Annotated in this window: 12 protein-coding genes; 5 read left to right on the forward strand and 7 right to left on the reverse strand. The window is 61.0% G+C overall.

Features of this window, described 5'->3' with window-relative positions:
* Nucleotides 1–30 precede the first annotated feature (30 nt).
* From mnmE to rpmH, 5 genes are read right to left on the reverse strand one after another with little or no spacing between them, the layout of a single operon-like run.
* Complete coding sequence (gene mnmE / locus HHJ18_RS17025; RefSeq protein WP_296917034.1) at nucleotides 31–1,467, reverse strand: tRNA uridine-5-carboxymethylaminomethyl(34) synthesis GTPase MnmE; 1,437 nt, start codon at nucleotides 1,465–1,467, stop codon at nucleotides 31–33.
* Nucleotides 1,468–1,521: 54 nt separating this feature from the next.
* Nucleotides 1,522–3,252, reverse strand: a complete 1,731-nt coding sequence (yidC, locus tag HHJ18_RS17030) for a membrane protein insertase YidC (RefSeq protein WP_296917036.1) — start codon at nucleotides 3,250–3,252, stop codon at nucleotides 1,522–1,524.
* A complete protein-coding gene (gene yidD / locus HHJ18_RS17035) occupies nucleotides 3,249–3,578 on the reverse strand; it encodes a membrane protein insertion efficiency factor YidD (protein WP_296917038.1) in 330 nt (109 codons plus the stop codon). The genes yidC and yidD overlap by 4 nt, the downstream gene beginning before the upstream one ends.
* Entirely contained in the window at nucleotides 3,575–3,997 is a 423-nt protein-coding gene (locus HHJ18_RS17040; RefSeq protein ID WP_296917040.1) for a ribonuclease P protein component, read from the reverse strand. The genes yidD and HHJ18_RS17040 overlap by 4 nt, the downstream gene beginning before the upstream one ends.
* 56 nt (nucleotides 3,998–4,053) lie before the next feature.
* Nucleotides 4,054–4,188 (reverse strand): 50S ribosomal protein L34, encoded by a 135-nt coding sequence (gene rpmH / locus HHJ18_RS17045; RefSeq protein WP_007862708.1) that lies wholly within the window; start codon nucleotides 4,186–4,188, stop codon nucleotides 4,054–4,056.
* A gap of 478 nt (nucleotides 4,189–4,666) precedes the next feature.
* On the opposite strand from rpmH, the gene dnaA reads away from it, so the two are divergent.
* The 5 genes from dnaA to HHJ18_RS17070 all read left to right on the forward strand — a co-directional run bounded on the left by dnaA (nucleotide 4,667) and on the right by HHJ18_RS17070 (nucleotide 12,089).
* Entirely contained in the window at nucleotides 4,667–6,061 is a 1,395-nt protein-coding gene (dnaA, locus tag HHJ18_RS17050) for a chromosomal replication initiator protein DnaA (protein WP_296917041.1), read from the forward strand.
* A 297-nt stretch (nucleotides 6,062–6,358) separates the two neighbouring features.
* Nucleotides 6,359–7,465, forward strand: a complete 1,107-nt coding sequence (gene dnaN / locus HHJ18_RS17055) for a DNA polymerase III subunit beta (RefSeq protein ID WP_296917043.1) — start codon at nucleotides 6,359–6,361, stop codon at nucleotides 7,463–7,465.
* Between the two features lie 103 nt (nucleotides 7,466–7,568).
* Entirely contained in the window at nucleotides 7,569–10,193 is a 2,625-nt protein-coding gene (gene gyrB / locus HHJ18_RS17060) for a DNA topoisomerase (ATP-hydrolyzing) subunit B (RefSeq protein WP_296917045.1), read from the forward strand.
* A 41-nt stretch (nucleotides 10,194–10,234) separates the two neighbouring features.
* On the forward strand, nucleotides 10,235–10,846 hold the full coding sequence (locus HHJ18_RS17065; RefSeq protein ID WP_296917047.1) for a 3'-5' exonuclease: 612 nt from the start codon (nucleotides 10,235–10,237) through the stop codon (nucleotides 10,844–10,846).
* A 136-nt stretch (nucleotides 10,847–10,982) separates the two neighbouring features.
* Entirely contained in the window at nucleotides 10,983–12,089 is a 1,107-nt protein-coding gene (locus HHJ18_RS17070; protein ID WP_296917049.1) for a 3-deoxy-7-phosphoheptulonate synthase, read from the forward strand.
* 196 nt (nucleotides 12,090–12,285) lie between these two features.
* Here the strand turns inward: HHJ18_RS17070 and bktB are convergent, their stop codons facing one another.
* Together bktB and HHJ18_RS17080 are read right to left on the reverse strand one after the other, a co-directional pair.
* Nucleotides 12,286–13,470 (reverse strand): beta-ketothiolase BktB, encoded by a 1,185-nt coding sequence (bktB, locus tag HHJ18_RS17075; RefSeq protein WP_296917051.1) that lies wholly within the window; start codon nucleotides 13,468–13,470, stop codon nucleotides 12,286–12,288.
* A 268-nt stretch (nucleotides 13,471–13,738) separates the two neighbouring features.
* Nucleotides 13,739–16,438 (reverse strand): bifunctional acetate--CoA ligase family protein/GNAT family N-acetyltransferase, encoded by a 2,700-nt coding sequence (locus HHJ18_RS17080; protein WP_296917053.1) that lies wholly within the window; start codon nucleotides 16,436–16,438, stop codon nucleotides 13,739–13,741.
* Nucleotides 16,439–16,532 lie beyond the last annotated feature (94 nt).

Below are 16,532 nucleotides of genomic sequence, written 5' to 3' on the forward strand. Positions count from 1 at the left end.
TCTCTTTCACGCTCAAACGCCCGCTAGTCCTTACTTTCCGATACAAAACCTCGAAAAAATTTCGCCCAGCAGATCATCTGAGGAGAATGCGCCTGTGATCTGGCTCAGTTGCAGCTGCGCCTGGCGCAAATCCTCTGCCAGCAGATCCAGCGCTGGCCGCGCCACCTGCAGCTGAGCTGCAGCCTTGGCCATCTGCTGTGCAACCTGCTGCAATGCGCGCAGATGGCGTTCGCGCGCCATGAACACGCCTTCGGGCGCAGCCTGCCAACCCACCAGCTGCAGCAGTTGCTGGCGCAACGCAGGCATGCCGGTGCCAGTCTTGGCGGAAATCAGCACGCCGCCAGAGACTGCCTGCAGCACTTCAGGGCGCACCAGATCGGCCTTGTTCCAGACATCGATGACCGCCGTATTTTTGGGAAGCTTTTCGGTCAATGTCTTTGCCAGACGGGCGTCGTCAGCTATGTAATTAATAGCAACTTGAGTGTGGCCGCCGGTCTGCGTACGGGTCAGGTCGTGCAAAAACAGTACCGCGTCGGCGCTTTCAATTTCAGCCCAGGCGCGTTCCACACCAATTTTTTCGACTTCGTCCAGCGCCTCTCGCAGACCAGCGGTGTCGACCACGTGCAGCGGCACGCCCTCGATCTGGATCAGCTGCGAAACCTTGTCGCGCGTGGTGCCAGCAATCGGTGTGACGATGGCCAGTTCGGCACCGGCCAGTGCGTTGAGCAGCGAGCTCTTGCCGGCGTTGGGCTGGCCGGCAATCACCACCTTGATTCCTTCGCGCAGGATCGCGCCCTGCGTGGCGCGCTGCATCACGCTGGCCAGCGTGCCCTGCAGGCGCAGCAGCTGGCCCTCAGCGTCGGCTTGTTGCAGAAAGTCGATGTCCTCTTCCGGAAAGTCCAGCGTCGCCTCCACCAGCATGCGCAAATGGATCAGCTGCTCGAGCAGCGTGTTGACGGCCTGTGAGAACTCTCCCGACATGGAGCGCGCCGCCGAACGCGCCGCTATTTCGGTGCTGGCATCAATCAGGTCGGCAATCGCTTCGGCCTGCGCGAGATCAATCTTGTCATTGAGGAAGGCGCGCTCTGTGAACTCGCCCGGTTGCGCCACACGCAGCCCCGGCAGCCAGGCCTGGCCGGTGGCTGGATTCAGCGCAGCGCCTGCTTCCAGGCAACGCGCCAGCAGCAACTGCAGCACCACCGGTCCACCATGCGCCTGCAACTCCAGCACGTCCTCGCCGGTGTAGGAGTGGGGCGCCGGGAAATGAATCGCCAGCCCCTGGTCAATCACCTGCCCCTGGCCATCGCGAAACGGCAGGTAGCTGGCCTGGCGCGGCAGCAATTCCCTGCCGCAAACGGCAGCGATCAGTGGCGCCATGTCCTTGCCGGAGATACGGACAATGCCGACCGCGCCGCGACCGGGCGCGGTGGCAATGGCGGCTATGGGGTGGTGATGTCGGACCAGCATGATGCCGCAAGCTTGAAGGGCTGCGATGTTTGACTTCGCGGCCCTTCTTTTGTGTTACTTGAACTTCGGCAGGTTGAACTGCGGCGGTACGCCCATCCGTGTGTTGATGGCCCACTGCTGAGCAATCGACAGGATGTTGTTGGTGATCCAGTAAAGCACCAGACCGGCCGGAAAGAAGAAGAACATCACGCTGAACACCAGCGGCATGAACCACATCAGTTTGGCCTGCATCGGATCGGGCGGCGCCGGATTGAGCGCGGTCTGCAGCATGGTCGTCAACGTCATGACGACCGGCAGAATATAGAAAGGATCGGGCGCCGACAGGTCATGAATCCACAATATCCACGGCGCGTTGCGCATCTCGACGCTGGACAGCAGCACCCAATACAGTGCGATGAACACCGGTATCTGAACCATGATCGGGAAGCAGCCTCCCATCGGGTTGACCTTTTCTTCCCGGTAAATCTTCATCATCGCCTGCTGCATTTCCTGCGGCTTGTCTTTCAGGCGTTCGCGCATTTCCGTGATCTTGGGATTGATTGCCTTCATCTTGGCCATGCTGGCGTAGGCTTTGGCGTTGAGCCAGTAAAACGCAATTTTCAGCAGCAGCACCAGCGCCACGATGGACCAGCCCCAGTTCTGGATGAAGCTGTGCAGCTTGTCGAGCAGCCAGTAGAGCGGCTTGGCCAGAATGGTCAGCCAGCCATAGTCTTTCACCAGTTCCAGACCGGGGGTCAGTGCTTCCAACACTTTTTCTTCCTGCGGGCCAATAAAGAAGGTGGTGGCTACGGTCTTGCTTGCGCCCGCTGCAATGCTGTCCAGCGGCGTAATCATGCCCACAGCGTAGAGATTGGCATCCACCTTGCGCAAAAACAGGTCGCGTTTCAAGCCGTCGGGCAAAATCCAGGCCGAGGCGAAATAATGCTGCACCATGGCCACGTAGCCATTGGTTGCCTGCTTTTCCACATCAACCTTGTTGTTTTCAATGTCCTTGAACTCCACCTTCTGGTATTTTTTGGCTTCGGTGTAAATGGCCGGGCCGGTGAAGGTCGAATAAAATGACGACTCGCCTGGCGGCTTGTTGCCGTCACGTACCAGTTGCAGGTAAAGCTGCGGCGCCACCGGCGCAGTGCCGGTGTTGATCACGTCGTGGCGAACGGCGATGTCGTAAGCGCCGCGCTTGATCGTGTAGGTTTTGACCAGTTTCACGCCACCGACATCGGCCGACTCGAACTTGACCTGCAATTCGTTCTGGCCGTCCTTGAGCGTGCGCTCGCCGGGCAACACCGTCATGAGGGTTTTATGGGTTGGAAATGCGCCACCGCCAGCGCCCGCTACCAGGCCAGATTGCGCCACGTAAACACGGTTGGTGCTTTCATCGAGCAGAACAAAGCCCGCGTCCTTCTTGTCCATGTCCTTGTATTTATTGAAAGTTGAGCGCACCAAGGTGCCGCCCTCGCTGTCAAAGGTCAAAGTCAGCACGTCGGTGTTGACCACCACGCGCTCTTTACCGGCTGCGGGCGCAACGGAAGGCGCACCTGTGGGCACTGCACCGGGCGAGGCCACGCTGACGCCAGTTGATGCCGCCGGCGGTACCGAAGAATTCGCGGCAGTGCCCGCCGCAGGGGGCGCGCCCGTGCCCGGCGTTGCTGCCGCCCTTGTAGTTTGTGTGGCAGAGGGAAAGAACGTGGCCTTGTGACCGTTGAAAACCTGCCACTGGTCCCACAACAGGACCATGGAAAAACCAAAAATCACCCACAAAATGGTGCGGCGGATGTCGTTCATGACGGCGTCTTTTTAGAAGGAGGAGGGTTCGCTGGCGTGACCAGACGGGTGAAAAATGAGGCTGCGCTTTTCGCTACGGCTATCGGTGGCACAGGGTCCATGCCGCCGTCGCACCAGGGATGGCAGCGCGCCAGGCGGCGTAGCGTCAGGTAACTGCCCCCGGCAGCGCCGTGCTGCTGCAGCGCTTGCAGCGAATAAGCCGAGCAACTGGGCTCAAAACGGCAAGCCGAGCCCAGCGCCGGACTGAGCAGCAGCCGATAGCCTTTGACCAAGCCGATCAACAGGACTTGCGGTACGCGTAGCAACGAAGCAGCGATCTGTTTCATAGCGCCATGCCTTCGGCCTGAACCAGCGTTTGCAGCAACGCCTGCACTTCGGCGCGCACCGCCTGCTTTAGTTGCTCGGAGCTGGCGCTGACAAACTCCTGGCGCGAAAAGTCACGCCGCAAGCGGACCACGAAGGCCGCCGGTGGAAACTGCAGCAACAAGTCAGCGCTCACGGTGTAGATCTGTCGTTTGATGGCATTGCGCGTGACGGCCCGTTTGGCCCAACGTTTGGGCACCATCGCCCCAATCCACAAATCCCGGACTGGAAACAGCGCCGGTGCCTCCGCGCGCTTGCCGGGCTGGTTTTGCATGGCCTTGGCTTCCAGTGCATTGCGGTGCAATGCGAAGTGCGTGGTTCTCGCAACAATGGCACCGGCAAGAACTGCCTGAAACTGGGGACGGGTTTTGAGCCGCTGCAAAAGTGCGCCAAGCGTCAGCTCAAAAGCAAACGGCGATCGGCCTGTAAAAAGCGCGCTTAGACGGCCAGGCGCTTGCGACCCTTGGCACGACGTGCAGCGATCACAGCGCGGCCGCCACGCGTTTTCATGCGCGTCAAAAAGCCGTGCGTGCGCGCGCGCTTGACTTTGGAAGGTTGGTATGTGCGTTTCATGGTGAGTCCTGCAAGCCCGTTAGGCAGAGTTACGTAGCTTTAGCTACAAGCTTTTCTTGACGATTCGAGTGCGCTTGATGGCCGTAAACAACCAGCTCTGCAATTTCGCAGGACCTGCAACACACCGGCGCCAGTCAGGCCGGCATTCATCGCAATGAACGCTCCAGCAAGGCCGGGCAGGCGGCACTAGTCCGCTACGAATCGGGGAAACCCATGATTATCGCAGATTTCCCAGCACTGGCAACAAGTTAGCCCGCGCAGTGCGGGTAAAGGCTGAGATGTGTGTACCTGCATGCCGCATTGCCGTAAAGCTGGTGCAGCGTCAAGCCCCCAAACCATGTCTGAAATAGGTTAAAACCCGAAGCCCCCTTTTTGTGGATAACTAGCCAGCCGGACTACAATTACGGGTGCTCAAAATTAACAATATCCACAAGCCGACGCAGACGGCTTGGCACTGGCAGTCAGGCCCCAACCAGTCATGAGCGAGTCTGCCGTTTACAGCCCGAGCAGCGACTTGTGGCAAGCTTGCGTTGACAATCTTGCTCAGGAATTACCTGAGCAGCAGTTCAACACCTGGATTCGCCCGCTGGTAGTAGAGGTCGCCTCCGATCTGTCCAAAGTGACCATCCAGGTCGGTAACAGGTTCAAGTTGGACTGGATTCGCGCCCAGTATGCGGCCAGAATTTCGGCCCTGCTGGAAAAAGTCTCTGGCCAGAAGGTACCTCTTGAGTTAGCGCTAGCTCCTCGGGAAGCCTACACAAAATCATCATCCTTGACCAGGAGTTTTGAAGGTGTTGGGGTGACGGAACCGGCCGCTTTGGGCGTTCCAGAGGAGGTCGCCGGTGCGCCCTTTAAAAACCGGCTCAATACCGCGCTAACCTTTGACACTCTGATCGAAGGCACGGCCAACCGCATGGGCCGCGCCGCCGCGATGCATGTTGCCAGCAGTCTGGGCCAGCTTTACAACCCCTTGTTTATCTATGGCGGCGTCGGTTTGGGTAAAACCCATTTGATGCACGCCATTGGCAATAAGTTGCTGAGCGACAACCCGGTGGCCAAAGTTCTCTACATCCATGCCGAGCAGTTTGTGTCGGATGTGGTTAAAGCCTACCAGCGCAAGACTTTTGACGAGTTCAAAGAGCGCTACCACTCGCTGGACCTGCTGCTGATTGACGATGTGCAATTTTTTGCCAACAAGGATCGCACGCAAGAAGAATTCTTCAATGCGTTTGAAGCCTTGCTGACCAAAAAATCGCACATCGTGATGACCAGCGACACCTACCCCAAGGGCCTGACCGACATCCATGAGCGCTTGGTATCGCGTTTCGATTCCGGCCTGACGGTAGCGATCGAGCCGCCCGAGTTGGAGATGCGCGTCGCCATCCTGATCCGCAAGGCCGAGGTCGAAGGCACGGTGATGCCTGAAGAGGTGGCGTTTTTTGTCGCCAAGAACGTCCGCTCCAATGTGCGCGAACTCGAAGGCGCGTTGCGCAAGATTCTGGCTTACTCGCGTTTCAATCTCAAGGAAATATCCATTCAGCTGGCGCGGGAAGCCCTGCGCGACCTGCTGTCGATTCAAAACCGGCAGATCTCGGTGGAGAACATTCAGAAAACGGTGGCCGACTACTACAAGATCAAAGTCGCCGACATGTACTCCAAGAAGCGCCCCGCCAGCATTGCGCGGCCACGCCAGATCGCCATGTACCTGGCCAAGGAACTCACGCAAAAGAGTCTGCCCGAGATCGGCGAGCTGTTTGGCGGGCGCGACCACACCACCGTGCTACATGCCGTGCGCAAGATGTCGGCAGAGCGCCAGCAGATGACCGAACTCAACCAACAGCTGCATGTGCTGGAACAGACCCTGAAAGGTTGACTTGCTGCACCTTGACGCTTTTTCAGCTGGTTTTCAGCGTCGCCCGGTCGGCCCCAACGGGCTCATGCAAACCATGGGACAACTTTTGCATAACCCACCACTTATCCACAGAAGCAGATGAAAATGGAAAGTTGTTCATAGTTGGCAAGGCATTTCAGGGGCCTTTCAACACAAGGTTAAACAAACGCCAAGTGGTTGATTAAAAAGGGAAAAATGACACTGTCCACAGACAGGCGCAGCCCTTACTACTACTACTAATTTGAATTAAAGAATTAAAGATAAATACAGAGGAAGTCAATGATCGTTCTGAAAGCCACCCAGGATAAGGTTTTGTCGGTACTGCAGTCGGTCGCCGGCATTGTCGAGCGCAGGCATACTTTGCCGATTCTGGCCAACGTGCTGATCCGCAAGACCGGAACGCAGCTGCAACTTACCACCAGCGATCTTGAAATCCAGATCCGTACCAGCGCCGAGCTCGACGGCGATGTGGGCGACTTCACCACCACCGTGGGTGCGCGCAAGCTCATCGACATCCTGCGTTCCATGCCGGGCGACCAGACCGTCTCGCTGGAATCGGCGCAGAACAAGCTGATTTTGAAAGGCGGTAAAAGCCGTTTCACACTGCAGACACTGCCTGCTGAAGATTTTCCGCTGGTGCAGGAGGCAGCCAACTTCGGCCCGGCCTTCTCGGTGCCGCAAAAGGTGCTCAAGGCCTTGCTCAACCAGGTATCGTTTGCCATGGCGGTGCATGACATTCGCTACTACCTCAACGGCATTTTGTTTGTCGCCGAAGGCCAACAGCTCAGCCTGGTCGCTACCGACGGCCACCGGCTGGCGTTTTCGTCTGCCACGCTTGACGTTGAAGTGCCCAAGCAGGAAGTGATCTTGCCGCGCAAGACCGTGCTGGAGCTGCTGCGCCTGCTCAGCGACAAGGAAGGCGCCATCGAGATGCAGTTTGCCGGCAACCAGGCCAAGTTCAGTTTCGAAGGTATGGAGTTTGTGACCAAGCTGGTTGAAGGCAAATTTCCCGACTACAACCGCGTCATCCCTAAGAACCACAAGAACATCATCACGCTGGGCCGCGTTCCACTGCTGGCCAGCTTGCAACGCACAGCTATTTTGACCAGCGAGAAGTTCAAAGGTGTGCGGCTCAACATTGAGCCCGGCACGCTGCGCGTGGCATCAAACAACGCCGAGCAGGAAGAAGCGGTCGACGAGCTTGACATCGATTACGGCGGCGAGTCTATCGAAATCGGTTTTAACGTCACCTACCTGATCGATGCGCTGAGCAACATGAACCAGGACATGGTGAAGATCGAGCTGGCTGATTCCAACAGCTCCGCGCTGCTCACCATTCCCGACGATGCCGCGTTCAAGTACGTGGTGATGCCAATGCGCATTTAGCGCGTATTGAGGGTGAAACACTCGCCCGAAAATACAAACAGACCCGCGACCCTCCGCGGGTTTGGTCATTCAAGAGATTGAAGAAATTGGGAAAGAGCTGCTTATGACTGAAGAAAACAACGCCAACGGAGCCGATCAAGTACACGTCAGTGAGGGTGCAGCAGGCGCGGAAAGCTCCAATTTCCAGCCCAAAATTGACACCAATCAGGCTGGCGCTTCCGAAGCCTATGGCGAAGGCTCAATTCAAATCCTTGAGGGCCTCGAAGCGGTGCGCAAGCGCCCCGGCATGTACATTGGCGACACGTCGGATGGCAGCGGCTTGCACCACATGGTATTTGAGGTTGTCGATAACTCGATCGACGAATCGCTGGCCGGCCATTGCGATGACATCATGGTCACCATCCATACCGACAATTCAGTCAGTGTGGTCGATAACGGCCGCGGCATCCCGACCGGTCTGAAGATGGACGACAAGCACGAACCCAGGCGTTCGGCCGCAGAAATTGCGCTGACCGAGCTGCACGCCGGTGGCAAATTCAACCAGAACAGCTACAAGGTATCGGGCGGGCTGCACGGCGTCGGCGTAAGTTGCGTCAATGCTTTGTCAAAAATGCTGCGCCTGACGATTCGCCGCGACGGCAAGGTCCACACCATGGAGTTTTCCAAGGGCTTTGTGCAGAACCGCATCGTTGAACAAGTCAACGGGGTTGACGTCTCGCCGATGAAGGTGCTGGGCCCGACCGACAAGCGCGGGACCGAAGTGCATTTTTTGCCCGACACCGAAATCTTCAAGGAAAACAACGATTTTCATTACGAGATTTTGAGCAAGCGGCTGCGCGAACTGAGCTTTTTGAACAACGGCGTGAAGATCCGCCTCAAAGACGAGCGCAGCGGCAAGGAAGACGACTTTGCCGGCGCCGATGGCGTCAAGGGCTTTGTCGCATTCATCAACAAAGGCAAAACGGTATTACACCCCAACGTGTTCGCCGCCATGGGCGACCGCCAGAGCGACCAGGGCACCAACATCGGCGTTGAAGTTGCGATGCAGTGGAACAGCGGCTACAGCGAGCAGGTACTCTGCTTTACCAACAACATTCCACAGCGCGACGGCGGCACCCACCTGACCGGCCTGCGCGCCGCGATGACGCGCGTCATCAACAAGTACATCGACGACAGCGAACTGGCCAAGAAAGCCAAGGTCGAAGTGACCGGCGACGACATGCGTGAAGGCCTGTGCTGCGTGCTCAGCGTGAAGGTTCCTGAGCCAAAGTTCTCCAGCCAGACCAAGGACAAGCTGGTGTCCAGCGAAGTGCGCGGACCGGTCGAAGACATCGTGAGTCGGCTCTTGCACGACTACCTGCAGGAACGCCCGAACGACGCCAAGATCATCGTCGGCAAGATCATCGAAGCCGCGCGCGCCCGCGAAGCCGCACGCAAGGCGCGTGACATGACGCGCCGCAAGGGTGTGCTCGACGGCATGGGCCTGCCCGGCAAGCTCGCCGACTGCCAGGAAAAAGACCCCGCGCTGTGTGAAATCTACCTGGTCGAGGGCGACTCTGCCGGCGGTTCGGCCAAACAGGGCCGCGACCGTAAATTCCAGGCGATCTTGCCGCTGCGCGGCAAGATTTTGAACGTGGAAAAAGCGCGCTACGAAAAACTGCTGACCAGCAACGAGATTTTGATTCTGATCACAGCACTCGGAACCGGCATTGGCAAGGGCGGCGGCATAGGCGGTACGCCAGGCGCGGATGACTTTAACGTCGCCAAGCTGCGTTACCACCGCATCATCATCATGACCGACGCCGACGTTGACGGCGCGCACATCCGCACGCTGCTGCTGACCTTCTTTTACCGCCAGATGCCCGAGCTGGTCGAGCGCGGCCACATCTACATCGCGCAGCCGCCGCTGTACAAGGTCAAGGCCGGCAAGGAAGAGCAGTACCTCAAGGACACCGGCGCACTCGACAGCTTTTTGCTGCGCATTGCGCTGAAAGACGCGTCGGTTCAAAGCGGTGCCGATGAAAGCGTGGTGCTGACAGGCGACACGCTGGCCGAGCTGGCGCGCAAGCACCAGCTGGCCGAAGCGGTGATTACGCGGCTGCGCGGCTTCATGGATGCCGAAGCGCTGCGCGCGATTGCTGACGGCGTGTCGCTCAACCTGGACACCCTGGCCGACGCAGAAGCCTCAGCCGAGCTGCTGCAGGCCAAGTTGCGCGAACTCAACACCACAGGCGCCCCCGCCGATGTGGCTGGCGAGTTTGACGTGCGCAGCGACAAACCGATTTTGCGCATCAGCCGGCGTCACCACGGCAACGTCAAGAGCAGCGTGCTGACGCAAGACTTCGTGCACGGCGCCGACTACGCCACGCTGGCCGATGCCGCCGCGACGTTCAGGGGCCTGATCAGCGCCGGCGCCAAGGTCATGCGCGGTGAAGGCGAGCGCAGAAAAGAAGAAAAGGTCAGCGACTTCCGCCAGGCCATGCGCTGGCTCATTGTCCAGGCTGAAAACACCACGGCACGCCAGCGCTACAAAGGCCTGGGCGAGATGAACCCGGCGCAACTCTGGGAAACCACCATGGATCCCAAAGTACGGCGTCTGCTCAAGGTGCAGATCGACGACGCGATTGAAGCCGACCGCGTCTTCACCATGCTGATGGGCGACGAGGTCGAGCCGCGTCGCGAGTTCATTGAGAAAAACGCGCTGCGGGCGGCGAATATTGATATTTGAGCCGCGCGCCGCCGGCATGACGCTATTGGCATGAGCGCCCCATGAGCCTGATCGCCGTCATCGACTTTGAAACCACTGGCCTGTCGCCCGCCATGGGTGACCGCGCCACCGAGGTGGCGATCGTGCTGGTGCAAGGTGGCCGCGTGGTGGACCGCTTTCAGAGCCTGATGAATGCCGGCGTTCATATTCCGGCCTTCATCACCCAGCTGACTGGCATCAGCAACGCCATGGTGGCGTCTGCGCCGGCTGCCGCGCAGGTAATGGCCGACGCCAGCCGCTTTGTCGGCCAGGTGCCGCTGGTGGCGCACAACGCGTCGTTTGACCGCAAGTTCTGGATTGACGAACTGACGCGGCTGGACCTGCCAGCGCCGCAGCCCTTTGCCTGCACCCTGCTGGTGTCACGCCGGCTCTACCCGCAAGCGCCCAACCACAAGCTTGGCTCGCTGGTTGACTACCACCGCCTGCCGCGGACCGGCGCCGCGCACCGGGCGCTGGCCGATGCCGAAATGGCGGCCGAGCTGGTCGGCCAGATCCAGCGCGACCTGCGCAGCCGCCACGGCGTTGCCAACCCCGACCACGCCTTGCTGGTGGCCTTGCAGCGCTGCGCCAAATCGGCCGTCAGCACCTTCATCGCACAGCGCACGCGCGTCTGAACAGGCCAACAAGCGCCATCAAAAAAAGACTGCTTTCATCATTTAAACGCTATTAAATAGATAGCTGCTTGCGCCCGGCCTCATTGGGCTATAGCCCTAAAACATCCTTAAAACACACAGAAACAGGTTTCTCAACATGCCTCACCGCACCGCCACGCCGTCCGCCGTCAGAATCTCCACCCACGACACCACCCGCACCGACGACATCCGCATCGGTGCGGTGCGCCCGCTCATCACGCCCGCGCTGCTTGAAGAGTGGCTGCCGGTGCCGGCGGCCTCACTGGCGTTGGTCGAACGCAGCCGCGCCGCCCTCTCGCGCGTGCTGCATGGCGCCGATGACCGGCTGATCGTCGTCGTCGGGCCCTGCTCCATCCACGACCACGACCAGGCCATGGAATACGCGCGCCAGCTGCAGGCGCATGCCGAAGTATTTGCCGGCGAGCTGTTGCTGGTGATGCGCGTCTACTTCGAAAAACCCCGCACCACCGTTGGCTGGAAGGGCTACATCAACGATCCGCGGCTGGACGGCAGCTTCGCCATCAACGAAGGGCTGGAGCTGGCGCGGCGCCTGCTGCTGGATGTGCTGGCACTCGGCCTGCCGGTGGGCACCGAGTTTTTAGACCTGCTGAGCCCGCAATTCATCAGTGATCTGGTGAGCTGGGGCGCCATAGGCGCGCGCACCACCGAAAGCCCCAGCCACCGCCAGCTCGCCTCCGGTCTGAGCTGCCCGGTCGGCTTCAAGAACGGCACCGACGGTGGCATCAAGGTTGCCAGCGATGCCATTCAGGCGGCGCAGGCTGCGCACGCCTTCATGGGCATGACCAAGATGGGCCAGGCCGCCATCTTCGAGACACGCGGCAACGACGACTGCCACGTGATTTTGCGCGGCGGCAAGCAGACCAACTACGCCGCCGCAGACGTCAACGCCGCCTGCGCGCTGCTTAAAAGCGCCGGCCTGCGCGAGCAGGTGATGATTGACGTGTCGCACGCCAACAGCAGCAAGCAGCACCAGCGCCAGATCAGCGTGGCTGCCGAAGTGGCGCAGCAGATTGCCGCGGGCGACCGGCGCATCACCGGCATCATGATTGAAAGCCACCTGAGCGAAGGCCGGCAAGACATACTGCCGGGCCAGCCGCTCAAGCATGGCGTGTCGGTGACTGATGCCTGCATCAGCATGGCGCAGACCGTGCCGGTGCTGCAGGGGCTGGCGGCGGCGGTGCGGGCACGGCGAGCTGCCGCCTGAGGTCTTGTCTTGCGGCTATCAGGCGTTCTCGCCTGGTAAGGTTTATCGGGACATGCTACTCAACCACCAGCCCTCGCCCGCTACCAAACAGTGAACCGAGTGTTGCACCTGGACTGGAAACCGCCCCTTTTTATCGAGCGGGAGGCGCTAGCAATAACGTAGCGCTAATGCTACGTTAAGGGGCTGGACGGCTACATTAAACCCGCTCGAAAATCGCCGCGATGCCCTGCCCGCCGCCAATGCACATCGTCACCAGCGCGTAGCGCCCGCCTATGCGTTCGAGCTCGTACAGAGCCTTGACGGTGATCAGCGCGCCGGTGGCGCCAATCGGGTGGCCCAGCGAAATGCCGGAGCCGTTGGGGTTGACTTTAGCCGGGTCCAGGCCGAGGTCGCGGCTGACGGCGCAGGCTTGGGCTGCGAAGGCTTCGTTAGCTTCGATCACGTCAAGATCGCCGACCGTGAGGCCGGCTTTTTTCAGGGCCATCTGCGTGGCGGGTACCGGCCCTATGCCCATGTATTGGGGGTCGACGCCGGCGTGGGCGTAGGCGACCAGGCGGGCCAGCGGCTTGAGGCCGCGCGCCTTGGCGGTGCCGGCTTCCATCAGCACGACGGCGGCCGCGGCGTCATTGATGCCCGAGGCGTTGCCGGCCGTGACGGTGCCGTTTTCCTTGATGAACACCGGCTTGAGCTTGGCCAGGTCGGCCAGCGTGCAGTTGGGACGGAAGTGCTCGTCGGTGTCATAGGCGACATCGCCCTTGCGGCTTTTCAACATCACCGGAACGATTTGCTCCTTGAAGTAGCCGGCTTCGATGGCTTTCTGGGCGCGGTTGTGGCTTTGCACGGCCAGCGCGTCCTGGTCTTCACGGCTGATGCCCCATTTGGCAGCGATGTTCTCGGCCGTGACGCCCATGTGGATGGTCTGGAACGGGTCGTGCAGGGCGCCGACTACCATGTCGATCATTTTGCTGTCGCCCAGGCGGGCACCGAAGCGCGTGGCCAGGCTGGCATAGGGGCCGCGGCTCATGTTTTCAGCACCGCCGCCAATGGCGATGTCGGCATCACCCAGCAAAATGCTCTGGCTGGCTGAAATAATGGCTTGCAGGCCGGAGCCGCACAGACGGTTGACGTTGAAGGCCGGCGTGCCTTCGGCACAGCCGCCATTGATGGCCGCCACGCGCGACAAATACATGTCCTTGGGTTCGGTGTTGACGACATGGCCGAACACGACGTGGCCAACATCCTTGCCGTCCACGCCGGCGCGCGCCAGCGATTCGCGCACCACCAGCGCGGCCATCTCGGTGGGCGGCGTGTCCTTCAGGCTGCCGCCAAAGGTTCCAATGGCGGTGCGCACACCGCTGACAACAACAACTTCACGGGTCATAAGAATCTCCTGGGGTTAACGAAGGGGGGTGGCCCGCAGTGTGGCCCGGCTTGTCTACAGCGGGCTGACAGCCCGGGTCAGGTCTATAAGTATGCGCCCGGTTTGGCAGGGTGGATGCTCCGCATGGCCGCTGCCGGCTTACGCTGCGCAAAACCGATCGACGAAGGCCATCGCCCACCTAAAAAAATGATTAAAATCGCTTCTAGTCCAATAGATACGGGCGCAAAAAGCTATCAAATAAATAGCAATCTGAGGCGTATGGCGCGTTTTAGAGCGTGTGCGTGACCAGCTTGAAATCCCGGTCTTCGGCAAACGGCTTGATGGAGAAGCCCAGGCTTTTCATGAGCTTGAGCATGTCGGGGTTGTTTGCCAGCACCAGCCCCTCAATCTCGCTCAAACCCTTGTCGCGCGCCACGTCCATGATGCTGAGCATCATGCGCGAGCCCAGGCCCTTGCCGTTGAAATCGTCCGCAATCACCAGCGCGAACTCGCAGCTCGACTGGTCGGGGTTGGTGATGTAGCGCGATACGCCGACGATGCGTTCGGTCTCGATGATCGCGCCGTCGGCGCCAGTACTGCGCTGCCTGACCACGGCGACCAGCGCCATTTCGCGGTCGTAGTCGATCAGCGTGAAGCGCGCCAGCATGGTGGGCGGCAGCTCGATCAGGGCTGAAACGAAGCGGAAATAGCGGCTTTGTGGCGACAGGTGCTGCATCAGGTCCTGCAGCATGCTGGCGTCGTCGGGGTGGATCGGCCGCACGGTGTACTCGCCGCCGCCACGCAGCGGCAGCAACTGTTCGTAGCGCGCCGGGTAAGGCAGGATGGCGAGGTGGTTGTAGGGGTTGTCGCGGTTGGCGCTGCCGTTGCCGGACAGCGGCGCGTGGTCGATGACGATGCGCGCATCGACCGCCACGGCACCCGATTCATCGACGATCAGGGGGTTGATGTCCATTTCGCGCAGTTGCGGCAGCTCGCAGACCATTTCCGACACGCGCAGCAGCACCTGCTCAAGCGCGTCCATGTCGATGGCGCTGGCGCCGCGCCATTCGCCCAGGGTTTCGGCGACGCGCGAGCGCTCGATCAGGCGGCGCGCCAGGAACTGGTTGAGCGGCGGCAACTCCATGGCGCGGTCGTTGATCAGCTCTATCATGGTGCCGCCGGCGCCGAACGCGATCACCGGGCCAAACGGGTCGTCGGTGACCAGGCCGATGCAAATTTCGCGGCCGCGCCGGGCGTGCGCCATGTTCTGCACGGTCACGCCGTTGATGCGGGCATCGGGCTGCAGGCGCGCCACGGTTTGCACCATCTCGTTGTAGCAGTCGCGCACGCCGGCGGCGTTCAGGATATTGAGCGCCACGCCTTGCACGTCCGATTTGTGGCTGATGTCGGGTGAATCGATTTTCAGCGCCACCGGGAAACCGAGCTGCGTGGCAATCATCATGGCTTCGTGGGCGCTGCGCGTCAGGATGGTCTTGGTGACGGGAATATGAAAGGCTGCCAGCAGGGTCTTGGACTCCATCTCGGTCAGCACCTTGCGGCGCTCGGACAGCACGCTTTCGATCAGCAGGCGCGCGCCTTCAATATCAGGCTTGGCCAGCGTTGACAGCGGCGGCGGGGTTTGCTGCAGCAGCAGCTGGTTTTGGTAGAAGGAGGCGATGTTGCCAAAGGCGCCGACCGCCGCCTCGGGCGTGCGAAAGCTTGGAATGGCGGCATCGTTGAGGATGCCGCGGGCCGCCACCACGGTGGAGTCGCCCATCCAGCACGACAGCAGCGGCTTGCCGACGGCGCGCTTGACCTCGGCCAGCGCGCGCGCCACCGCTGACGGGTCGGCGCCAGCCTTGGGTGAGTAGATCGCCAGCATGCCATCGATCTGGCGGTCCTTGTCGGCCGCTTCGATGGCGGCCTTGTAGTGTTCCGGGCCGGCCTCTTCGGACAGGTCGATCAGGTCGGACAGGGAGGCGTGGGCCGGCAGCTGCGGCTTGAGAGCGCTGGCCGACTCGGCCGACAGCTTGCCGAGCTGCAGGTCAATTTCATTGACCCAGTCGGCGGCCAGCACGCCGGGCCCGCCGCCGTTGGTGACGATGGCCAGGCGCCGGCCCACCGGGCGGTAGCGCGAGGCCAGGCACTTGGCGGCGGAAAACAGCTCGACAAAAGAGCGCACCCGCACCGCCCCGGCGCGGCGCAACGCCGCGTCAAACACGTCGTCGCTGCCGACGATGGTGGCGCTGTGGGTCAGCGCCGCCTCATTGCCGGCCGGTTTGCGGCCGGCTTTGAGCACCACCACCGGCTTGGCAATGGCGGCCGACCGCAGCGCGCTCATGAATCGGCGGGCGTTTGAGATGCCTTCCAGATAAACCACGATGCTGTGGGTTTGCGCGTCGCTGGCGAGGAAATCGAGCACCTGGGCCAGGTTGACCGAGGTATGCGGGCCGAGCGAAACGACCGAGGAAAAGCCGACCGCGTTGTTGCAGGCCCAGTCGAGGATGGAGGAGGTCAGCGCGCCCGATTGGGAAATCAGCGCCAGCGAGCCGGCCTTGGCCAGCGGCCCGGCGGCGCTGGCATTGAGCTGCAGCTGCGGGCGCTGCAGGCCCATGCCGTTGGGGCCGAGCAGGTAGATGCCTTCGCGCTGGGCGATCTTCTTCAGTGCTGCGGACTGCTCGGCGCTGACGCCGCTGGAGATCACCAGTGCGGCGCGGCATTTGATGCGGCCTGCTAATTCCAGCGCGGCGGCAATGTCCTGCGGCGGCAGCGCAATAATGGCCAGATCGGCACGCGCCTGCGCCAAATCCGCCAGCGTTCCGCTAGTGTGGATGTCCAGAAACTGCAGCGTGCCGGTGTAGTTTTGTGCCCGAAGTGCCTGATGCAGCGCCTTGGCCTGCGTGGTTTGCGTCGCCGGGGCGTCGGCCTGGCCGGCGAACACCACGATGGATTGGGGGGCAAAAAGGGGGGTGAGGTAGTGTTTGTCCATGGGGTCTTTCAGTCGGCGCCAGTCAGCACCGTACCACGCCCGGCAGGGCGGGCAGCTTACCAGCAGCTAGGCGCTGGCGCCGCGCAGAAGCGCC

This window comes from Polaromonas sp., assembly GCF_012927455.1.
In the GTDB taxonomy this organism is placed as follows: domain Bacteria; phylum Pseudomonadota; class Gammaproteobacteria; order Burkholderiales; family Burkholderiaceae_C; genus Polaromonas.

Excerpts from the sequence above, each read along its gene's own strand:
- bktB (WP_296917051.1), bottom strand. The coding sequence starts at position 13,470 with ATGACCCGTGAAGTTGTTGTTGTCAGCGGTGTGCGCACCGCCATTGGA.
- gyrB (WP_296917045.1), top strand. The coding sequence starts at position 7,569 with ATGACTGAAGAAAACAACGCCAACGGAGCCGATCAAGTACACGTCAGT.
- rpmH (WP_007862708.1), bottom strand. The coding sequence starts at position 4,188 with ATGAAACGCACATACCAACCTTCCAAAGTCAAGCGCGCGCGCACGCAC.
- yidD (WP_296917038.1), bottom strand. The coding sequence starts at position 3,578 with ATGAAACAGATCGCTGCTTCGTTGCTACGCGTACCGCAAGTCCTGTTG.
- mnmE (WP_296917034.1), bottom strand. The coding sequence starts at position 1,467 with ATGCTGGTCCGACATCACCACCCCATAGCCGCCATTGCCACCGCGCCC.
- dnaA (WP_296917041.1), top strand. The coding sequence starts at position 4,667 with ATGAGCGAGTCTGCCGTTTACAGCCCGAGCAGCGACTTGTGGCAAGCT.
- HHJ18_RS17070 (WP_296917049.1), top strand. The coding sequence starts at position 10,983 with ATGCCTCACCGCACCGCCACGCCGTCCGCCGTCAGAATCTCCACCCAC.
- HHJ18_RS17065 (WP_296917047.1), top strand. The coding sequence starts at position 10,235 with ATGAGCCTGATCGCCGTCATCGACTTTGAAACCACTGGCCTGTCGCCC.
- HHJ18_RS17080 (WP_296917053.1), bottom strand. The coding sequence starts at position 16,438 with ATGGACAAACACTACCTCACCCCCCTTTTTGCCCCCCAATCCATCGTG.
- dnaN (WP_296917043.1), top strand. The coding sequence starts at position 6,359 with ATGATCGTTCTGAAAGCCACCCAGGATAAGGTTTTGTCGGTACTGCAG.
- yidC (WP_296917036.1), bottom strand. The coding sequence starts at position 3,252 with ATGAACGACATCCGCCGCACCATTTTGTGGGTGATTTTTGGTTTTTCC.